6 protein-coding genes and 2 pseudogenes are annotated in these 7251 nt (G+C 63.6%); 5 read left to right on the plus strand and 3 right to left on the minus strand.

Going from position 1 to position 7251, the window contains the following annotated elements; translation table 11 throughout:
* Positions 1 to 308 precede the first annotated feature (308 nt).
* The 5 genes and pseudogenes from EET03_RS10655 (at position 309) to EET03_RS10675 (ending at position 5812) form a co-directional block, all read left to right on the plus strand.
* Positions 309 to 720, plus strand: a pseudogene (locus EET03_RS10655) (four-helix bundle copper-binding protein).
* Between the two features lie 416 nt (positions 721 to 1136).
* Positions 1137 to 1559, plus strand: coding sequence for a putative copper homeostasis (lipo)protein LpqS (gene lpqS / locus EET03_RS31365; protein WP_244232304.1), 423 nt, complete (start codon positions 1137 to 1139; stop codon positions 1557 to 1559).
* A gap of 215 nt (positions 1560 to 1774) precedes the next feature.
* On the plus strand, positions 1775 to 2830 hold the full coding sequence (locus EET03_RS10665; RefSeq protein WP_075541098.1) for a PLP-dependent cysteine synthase family protein: 1056 nt from the start codon (positions 1775 to 1777) through the stop codon (positions 2828 to 2830).
* Complete coding sequence (locus EET03_RS10670) at positions 2830 to 4131, plus strand: MFS transporter (RefSeq protein WP_082274431.1); 1302 nt, start codon at positions 2830 to 2832, stop codon at positions 4129 to 4131. Before EET03_RS10665 ends, EET03_RS10670 begins: the two co-directional genes overlap by 1 nt.
* A gap of 169 nt (positions 4132 to 4300) precedes the next feature.
* A complete protein-coding gene (locus tag EET03_RS10675) occupies positions 4301 to 5812 on the plus strand; it encodes a multicopper oxidase family protein (protein WP_075541101.1) in 1512 nt (503 codons plus the stop codon).
* A 56-nt stretch (positions 5813 to 5868) separates the two neighbouring features.
* On the opposite strand, the pseudogene EET03_RS10680 reads toward EET03_RS10675, so the two are convergent.
* The 3 genes and pseudogenes from EET03_RS10680 to EET03_RS32375 all read right to left on the minus strand — a co-directional run.
* Positions 5869 to 6046, minus strand: a pseudogene (locus EET03_RS10680) (transposase); the annotation flags it as partial.
* On the minus strand, positions 6043 to 6909 hold the full coding sequence (locus EET03_RS10685) for a transposase (protein ID WP_167470621.1): 867 nt from the start codon (positions 6907 to 6909) through the stop codon (positions 6043 to 6045). The pseudogene EET03_RS10680 and the gene EET03_RS10685, both read right to left, overlap by 4 nt.
* A gap of 28 nt (positions 6910 to 6937) precedes the next feature.
* Positions 6938 to 7060 (minus strand): transposase, encoded by a 123-nt coding sequence (locus EET03_RS32375; RefSeq protein ID WP_167470622.1) that lies wholly within the window; start codon positions 7058 to 7060, stop codon positions 6938 to 6940.
* Positions 7061 to 7251: the final 191 nt, after the last annotated feature.

Consider the following 7251-nt stretch of genomic DNA (forward strand, 5'->3'; position numbering starts at 1 on the left):
GACCGTGGAACCCGGCGTCAGCGCACGACACGCGGCGGTGCCGCCTACGGACAAGCCGGAAATCAAGATCAACTCGTGATCTCAGCAGCCGCAAGGGGAGAACTCCGGCGACCGTGAAATTTTGAGGTAGGTTCTGATTGTTGCTCCGGACTAGCCATCGCTTTCCAAAATCTTGTTTGTTGCTACGGGGGGCGGGTACGGATGGATTGGTCGCCTGTGGCGCAGCTTCAAGCTACAGGGGACGCTGCCGGGGATGACCATCCGGGGGCAAGGGTCTGAAAATTCGAGTCCGAAACGGAGGAAGTAACGTGGGTACTGCAGGCCGCATGCTGGAGACCTATCCCCAAGAATTGGGCAACGTTGACCGTCAGGCACTGACAGCATGTACCGAGACCGTGGTGTGATGAGTGTGCCCAAGCGTGCACAGCATGCGCCGACGCTTGTTTAAGCGAGGAATCCGTCCGGGAATTGGCCAAGTGCATCCGCAGCAATCTCGATTGTGCCGATATGTGCACGACGACCAGTCGGGTGCTGTCGCGCCACACTGGCTACGACGCCAACCTGACGCGTGCCATCGTGGAAGCATGCGCGACGGTGTGCAAATCTTGCGGTGACATGTGTGACGATCATGGCGGCCATTATGAGCATTGCCGGGTCTGCGCCGACGTGTGCCGGCGCTGCGAAGCCGCTTGCCGCCAACTGGTGAAGTCACTCGGCTGACAACCGCTGAAAAGGGAGTAAGGAGGGCCGGGCAGCCCGGCCCTCCTCCCACACCACCGTACGTGCGGGCCTCGCAAACGGCGGTTCGCTACGTCGCTGGAATCTGGTCCAGGCCTGGTCAAATGTGGTGAAGGTCGTTGAACTTCGACGTCACTGTCGGCGGTACTTCAACGTCACTGTCGGAGGTAAAGTCTTGCATGGTAAGGACAATGATAACGATTATCAATAAACCCTCAATGCACAATGGGCAAGAGCCGGAGGGTACCCATCGTGACCTTGCCGCCCCTTGCCGCACGCCCCATCCGCCTGTACCCTCGGGGGGTATGGGGTTCTCGACGGCGCGGGCGGACGCGATGTTCCAGCATGGCCGCCTGCCGTCGGCGGAGCACAGGTCGTATTGCTACCCTGTAATTACCGTGAGCGGAACAGAGGTATGGCAACGGCCGTGGTGGCGATTGACCGCGGCACTAGCTGCTGCGGTGACCGCAGTCACGGTGTGGATGCTCATTCTCGGACACGCCGAGGTGCGGCATGAGTCTGCTGCATCCCATCCGGCGCATGTCTTGGTGAGTTCGCTGGGTGGCGAGTTCAGGATCAACAGCAATCATGCGCACATAGAAAGCCCGTCGGTCGCCCATCATGAGGCGTTCGTGACTGCCGTGCTGCCCAACGCGCCCGTCACCACGGTGGCGGCTCTGAGCGTGGTGGTAGCGGCGGTAGGCGCAGTCGGATTGTTCGGGCGGCACGTGATATCGGGCGGGCGCGGTCCGCCGCGTGGGCTCGCCGCTATTTTGACCGGTCAAGAACTTTTGACGCGGTTGTGCACTTCTCGTCGCTGACTGGGTAGCGCCAGGCCGTTTGTGCATCGTCACGACGGCCGGTGGCCGCTCCCTTTGTCAATGGCTGCGCCCGCGGCCTCACGCTAGAAAGCGACGATCGCATGAACAACAACTTTGCTCGTTCTTCGAACTCTCTGGAATCTCGTTTGTCGTGCAGTTCCCGGTCACTGGCGGTGGTGAACCGCCGAGATAGCGCCGAACAATGCCCCCCGGCGATGGCAAGTCATCACCAGCCAGCCGGGCTGGTAGGCAACACCCCTGTGTTGCGGATCTCGGAGCCGCTGACTGCCGCCGACCGCGGCTTCTGGGCCAAATTGGAAGGCTTCAATCCTGGCGGCAGTATGAAAGACCGGCCCGCAGTGCACATGGTTGAACGCGCCCGTGCCCGCGGTGAACTGCGCCCGGGAGCCCGCATCGTGGAATCCACCAGCGGATCCCTGGGCCTGGGGCTGGCGCTGGCCGGCATGGTGTATCGGCACCCGGTCACGGTGGTCACCGACCCGGGCATGGAACCCATCGTGCAGAACCTGTTGCGCGCCTACGGCGCCGAGGTTGACTTGGTCACTGAGCCCCACCCGGTCGGCGGATGGCAACAGGCCCGCAAAGACCGCATCGCGCAGCTGCTGGCCGCTGACCATGACGCGTGGTGCCCCAACCAGTACAACAACCCCGACAACACTGACGCGTATCGGCCGCTGGCCCTGGAGCTGCTCGACCAGCTCGGTCGCATCGATGTGCTGGTGTGCTCGGTGGGTACCGGTGGGCACTCGGCTGGTGTGGCACGGGTGCTGCGCAAGGCTAACCCTGGTCTGCAGGTGATCGGGGTGGACACCATCGGCTCGACGATCTTCGGCCAACCCGCGGCGACCCGGTTGATGCGGGGTCTGGGATCGAGCATCTACCCCCGAAACGTCGACTATGCGGCGTTTGACGAGGTGCACTGGGTGGCGCCCGCCGAGGCCGTGTGGGCGGCGCGTGCCCTGGCAGCCACCCACCACGCCAGCGGCGGCTGGAGCGTGGGGGCCGTCGGTTTGGTCGCCGGGTGGGCCGCACGCACCATGTCCGCCGACACCACCATCGCCGCGGTCTTCCCCGACGGCCCGCAACGCTATTTCGACACCATCTACAACGACGAATACTGCCGCCAGCACGGCCTCCTCGACCAGCTACCGCCCGAAGAGCCGGCCATGATCGGCCACCCCAACCAGCAGGTCGTGCAGTCCTGGACCCGGTGCACCACCGTGGTGGATCCCACCGTAGCGATGCAGTAATGGAATTGCTGACGCAATTCCGCAGCTTCGACCGGCCCAGCCGGATGCTGATGATCAACCAGTTCGGCATCAACCTGGGGTTCTACATGTTGATGCCGTACCTGGCGGCCTACCTCGCCGGCCCACTCGGGCTGGCGGGGTGGGCCGTCGGGCTGGTCTTGGGTGTCCGCAACTTCTCCCAACAGGGCATGTTCATTGTGGGCGGCACGCTGGCAGACCGGATCGGCTATAAACCATTGATCGTGGCCGGCTGTCTGCTCCGCACGGGCGGCTTCGCGTTGCTGATCTTCGCCCACTCGTTGCCGGTCGTGTTGATCGCCTCAGCTGCCACCGGCTTCGCCGGAGCGTTGTTCAACCCCGCGGTGCGCGCATATCTCGCCGCCGATTCACGTGAGCGCCGCGTGGAAGCGTTCGCGGTGTTCAACATCTTCTATCAGGCCGGAATTCTGCTCGGCCCGCTAGTCGGAGTTCTGCTGGTGGCTATCGACTTCCGCATCACGGCGGCAGGTGCGGCGGCGATCTTCGCGGTGCTGACAGTGGCGCAATTGCTGGCGCTGCCGCAGCACAGCGCCGATCTGGGACCGGAAAAAACATCGATACTCGAGGACTGGCGAGTCGTCCTGGGCAACCGGTCCTTCTTGCTGTTCGCCGCGGCGATGATCGGCTCCTACGTGTTGTCCTTCCAGGTCTATCTCGCCCTGCCGCTGCAGGCGGCGCTGGTGACCAAGCGCTACCAAACACTGCTGGTGGCAGCGATCTTCGTGGTTTCGGGTCTGGTGGCGGTCGCCGGACAGCTGCGCATCACTCGCTGGTTCGCCGCCCGGTGGGGCACTGGGCGCAGCCTAGCCATCGGGCTGGCCACCCTGGCGGCCTCGTTCTTGCCGCTGGTGGCCGTCCCCGACGGCTCCCGACTCGGAATTTTTGCGGCTGCCGCCGCGCTGCTGGTGACTGCCGCTATGTTGGCCGTCGGCTCGGCCGCGGTCTTCCCGTTCGAGATGGACACCGTTATGGCCCTCGCCGGAGGCCGGCTCGTGGCTACGCATTACGGGTTCTACAACACCATCGTCGGAGTGGGAATCCTTGCCGGCAACCTGGCCACCGGTTGGGCAATGGGTGCAGCGCGGCAGGCAGGAGCCGGTGAATTGGTATGGGTAGGGCTCTTCGTCATCGGTGTCCTCGCGGCTTTGGCTTTGCGCATCCTCGACCGCAATCATCACCTGCAGCCCCGCGCAGCCGAACAATGCGCGAGCGGATCAACCGGCGCTCGGCAATCCCCCGAAGTTCAGCGGGAACAATCTTGAGCGCGACACTGGTCGACGCATCCCGGGATCAGTAGCAAACTCGTCAACAAGCATCGCAATGAACACATCATGGCGCCGCTCATCGCCGGGGAAAGCACATCGACGGTGTTAGACGAATTACCCCGCGGCAGCAGACGCGGCAAACAGAGAAACCGACGAAGGAATGGTGATGCGAGCACAGTGGAATGACGTCCTACTCAATCGCCGCACGTTCGTCACCGCGTCGATTGCCGGCGCGGCCGGCCTGGCGCTCGGGGCATGTGGGCGAAGCGATCCCGCACCGAACCTGCAGCAGGCCATCGCTGCGGCCGAAAAGGCCCGCCCGCATACCGGACGGACCGTCACCTCGACCCTGACCGCTCAGTCGGCGTCGGTTGACCTGGGCGGTCCGATCGCGGGCACACTGGCCTACGGCGACTCCCTGCCCGGCCCGCTGCTCCGCGCCAATATCGGGGACGAACTGGCCGTTACGGTCAGGAACCGGCTCGGCGACGCCACCTCGGTGCACTGGCACGGCATCGCGTTGCGCAACGACATGGACGGCGTCTTCCCATCCACCCCCAATATCAGCGCCAACAGCGACTTCACCTACCGGTTCTCGTCGCCGCACCCCGGCACCTACTGGGCTCACCCACACGTCGGCCTGCAGACCGATTACGGGCTTTATCTGCCGGTGATCATCGACGACCCCGCCGACCCAGGCCGCTACGACGCCGAATGGGTCGTCATCCTCGACGACTGGACCGACGGCATCGGCAAGAATCCTCAACAGATATTTGATGAACTCAAAGGCTCTCACACGCCAACTCAGGGACCCAGCCGCCAGGAAATGCCCGAAATGTCCGCGGTGTATAGCAGTGCTTTGCTCGGCGGAGACGCCGGCGACATCGATTACCCGTACTACCTGGTAAATGGTCGCGTTGCGGCAGCGCCGACCACTTTTGATGCGAGACCGGGCCAGCGCATTCGCATCCGAATCATCAACGCCGGCGCTGATACCGCCTTCCGCGTGGCTTTGGCAGGCCACGTCATGACGGTCACCCACACCGACGGTTTCCCGGTCGCGCCGACCGACACCGACGCACTGTTGGTGGGCATGGCCGAACGCTATGACGTCATCGTCACCGCCGGCGACGGGGTCTTCCCGCTGGTAGCAATGCCTGAAGGCAAGCCGGCGAAACCCGGGCGCGCATTGCTGAAGACCGCTGGGGGCAGCCCACCAGACGTCAACTTCCAGCCGCCCGAGCTCAACGGCCGAATCGGTACCGTCGAAACCTTCACCGCCCCACCGTCCGCAAGCTTGGGGTCAGTGCAATCGGATGTGAACCTGGTCCTCGAACTCACCGGCTCCATGATGAAATACGACTGGGCGATCAACGGGAAGCCTTACCCGGACAATCCGCCGGTGACCGTCAAACAGGGCCAACGAGCCACCCTGGCCTTCACCAACTCGACGATGATGTACCACCCCATGCACCTGCACGGTCACACCTTTCAGGTGATCAAACCCGACGGCACCCTGGGCGCCCGCAAAGACACCGTCATCGTGCTGCCGAACCAGAAACTCAACGCCGTGCTGATTGCCGACAACCCGGGCACCTGGATGCTGCACTGCCATCACGGCTACCACTTGGAAGCCGGAATGATGACCACTTTGAACTACACCGCTTACTCGACCTGAAACAGCTTGGAAGGCAGGTGACGCTGGGATCTACTGACGTTTCCGTGGGCTGGATTTCATGGGGCGCGGCGGGGTAGTGGTGGGCAGAGTCCGCCTCGGGTCAGCAGCGCCATGGCGATGAGCGCGTCGGGACTGTGAAATCCGTAGGCGCGTTTAGTCGATGCCCGCAGGTGGGTGTTGGTGGCTTCGGATCGGGCGTTGGACAGGACCGTGGTCTATGGTGTTCCAGATCAGATCGCGGTAGCGGCGGATGCTGCGGGCCAGCGCGATGGACTGCCCCGCGGTTTCCGGACTGCGGTTTTCGCTCCTTTTATGCCGCGAGGTGTGAATTCAGGTGCTCGGTGTCCGGTAGTACGGCGCTCAAGTTCGCGCAGTCGGGCACGTTCGGATAATTCTAGAGGTGGTTCGTCGGCCGCGTGTTCGGCACGGTATTTCTTCGCCCACCCGCCACCAGTCGTCTCGTTGAGCCCATATTCACGCGCCACCTCGGCGATTGAACGATTCGACTCGACGATGAGCTTAGCGACCTCATCACGAAACTCGGGTTTGTATTTCGTGTATTTCTGCGCCACCTTCTCTACATCCTTTCCGGATCGGACTCTATTTGGTCCACAGTCCGGAAACTCCGGGCCAGCGCGACGAACTCGTGGATGCGCGAGTGCGACGCCCACGACAACCATCCCGCCAGCAGGCTGCCGACCGGCTCGGCCCTTGACCCGAAAAACCTCACGCAGCTGCTCTTTGAGCAGATAGGCCCAGTACAGGGCCTGGTTGGTGACTGCGATCTCGGCGAGGCTGGTGCGTTGCTCACCGGTCACGTCGGCCGGGGTTCTTGGGGTCGCCCACATTGCGTGCCGGTCGTGGATCCTGGCGCGGGTCATGGTGCGTGCCCGCACCTTGTCCAGCGCTTTGAGTGCCCAGGACACGACGTGGAACGCATCCAGGCAAATCACCGCCTGCGGTGCGCGTGCGCGCACCACGGCGTGGATCCATTCCGCTGCGTCGCAGCTGACATGGGTCAACAGTGCGCATCGCTGGGTCCCGAGCTGATCGAAGAACCTGCCCAGGTTTCGGTGTTGCGGCCCTCGGCGACCCACGCCAGCCGGCCGGTCGTGTGGCCGACGATCACGGTAAATAGCGGTGCCCCTTGCGGTAGGCGATCTCGTCGATGCCGATGCGGACCAGGCCCGACAACAGGTCGTTGGTGTCGCGGCCGTCGGCGACCACCCGGGTGACGATCCCGGCCACGGTGCGCCACGCGATGCGCGGAACACGGTGAGCACACTCATCGCGATATGCGCCGCCAGCCAGGTGGTTTGCGTCTGACTTCGCGATAGAGATCGGCGTGTCGATCAGACGGCATCCGACGGGTTCTCCCAGCTTTTACGGAGGATCTGATCATGTCCGAAGCAAACTCTGGTGGCGGCCGGTCTGCCCGC

It is taken from the genome of Mycobacterium innocens (genome assembly GCF_900566055.1).
In the GTDB taxonomy this organism is placed as follows: Bacteria; Actinomycetota; Actinomycetes; order Mycobacteriales; family Mycobacteriaceae; genus Mycobacterium; species Mycobacterium innocens.

Coding starts and splice junctions, on each gene's coding strand:
- EET03_RS10675 (WP_075541101.1), top strand. CDS start 4,301: ATGCGAGCACAGTGGAATGACGTCCTACTCAATCGCCGCACGTTCGTC.
- EET03_RS10665 (WP_075541098.1), top strand. CDS start 1,775: ATGGCAAGTCATCACCAGCCAGCCGGGCTGGTAGGCAACACCCCTGTG.
- EET03_RS10670 (WP_082274431.1), top strand. CDS start 2,830: ATGGAATTGCTGACGCAATTCCGCAGCTTCGACCGGCCCAGCCGGATG.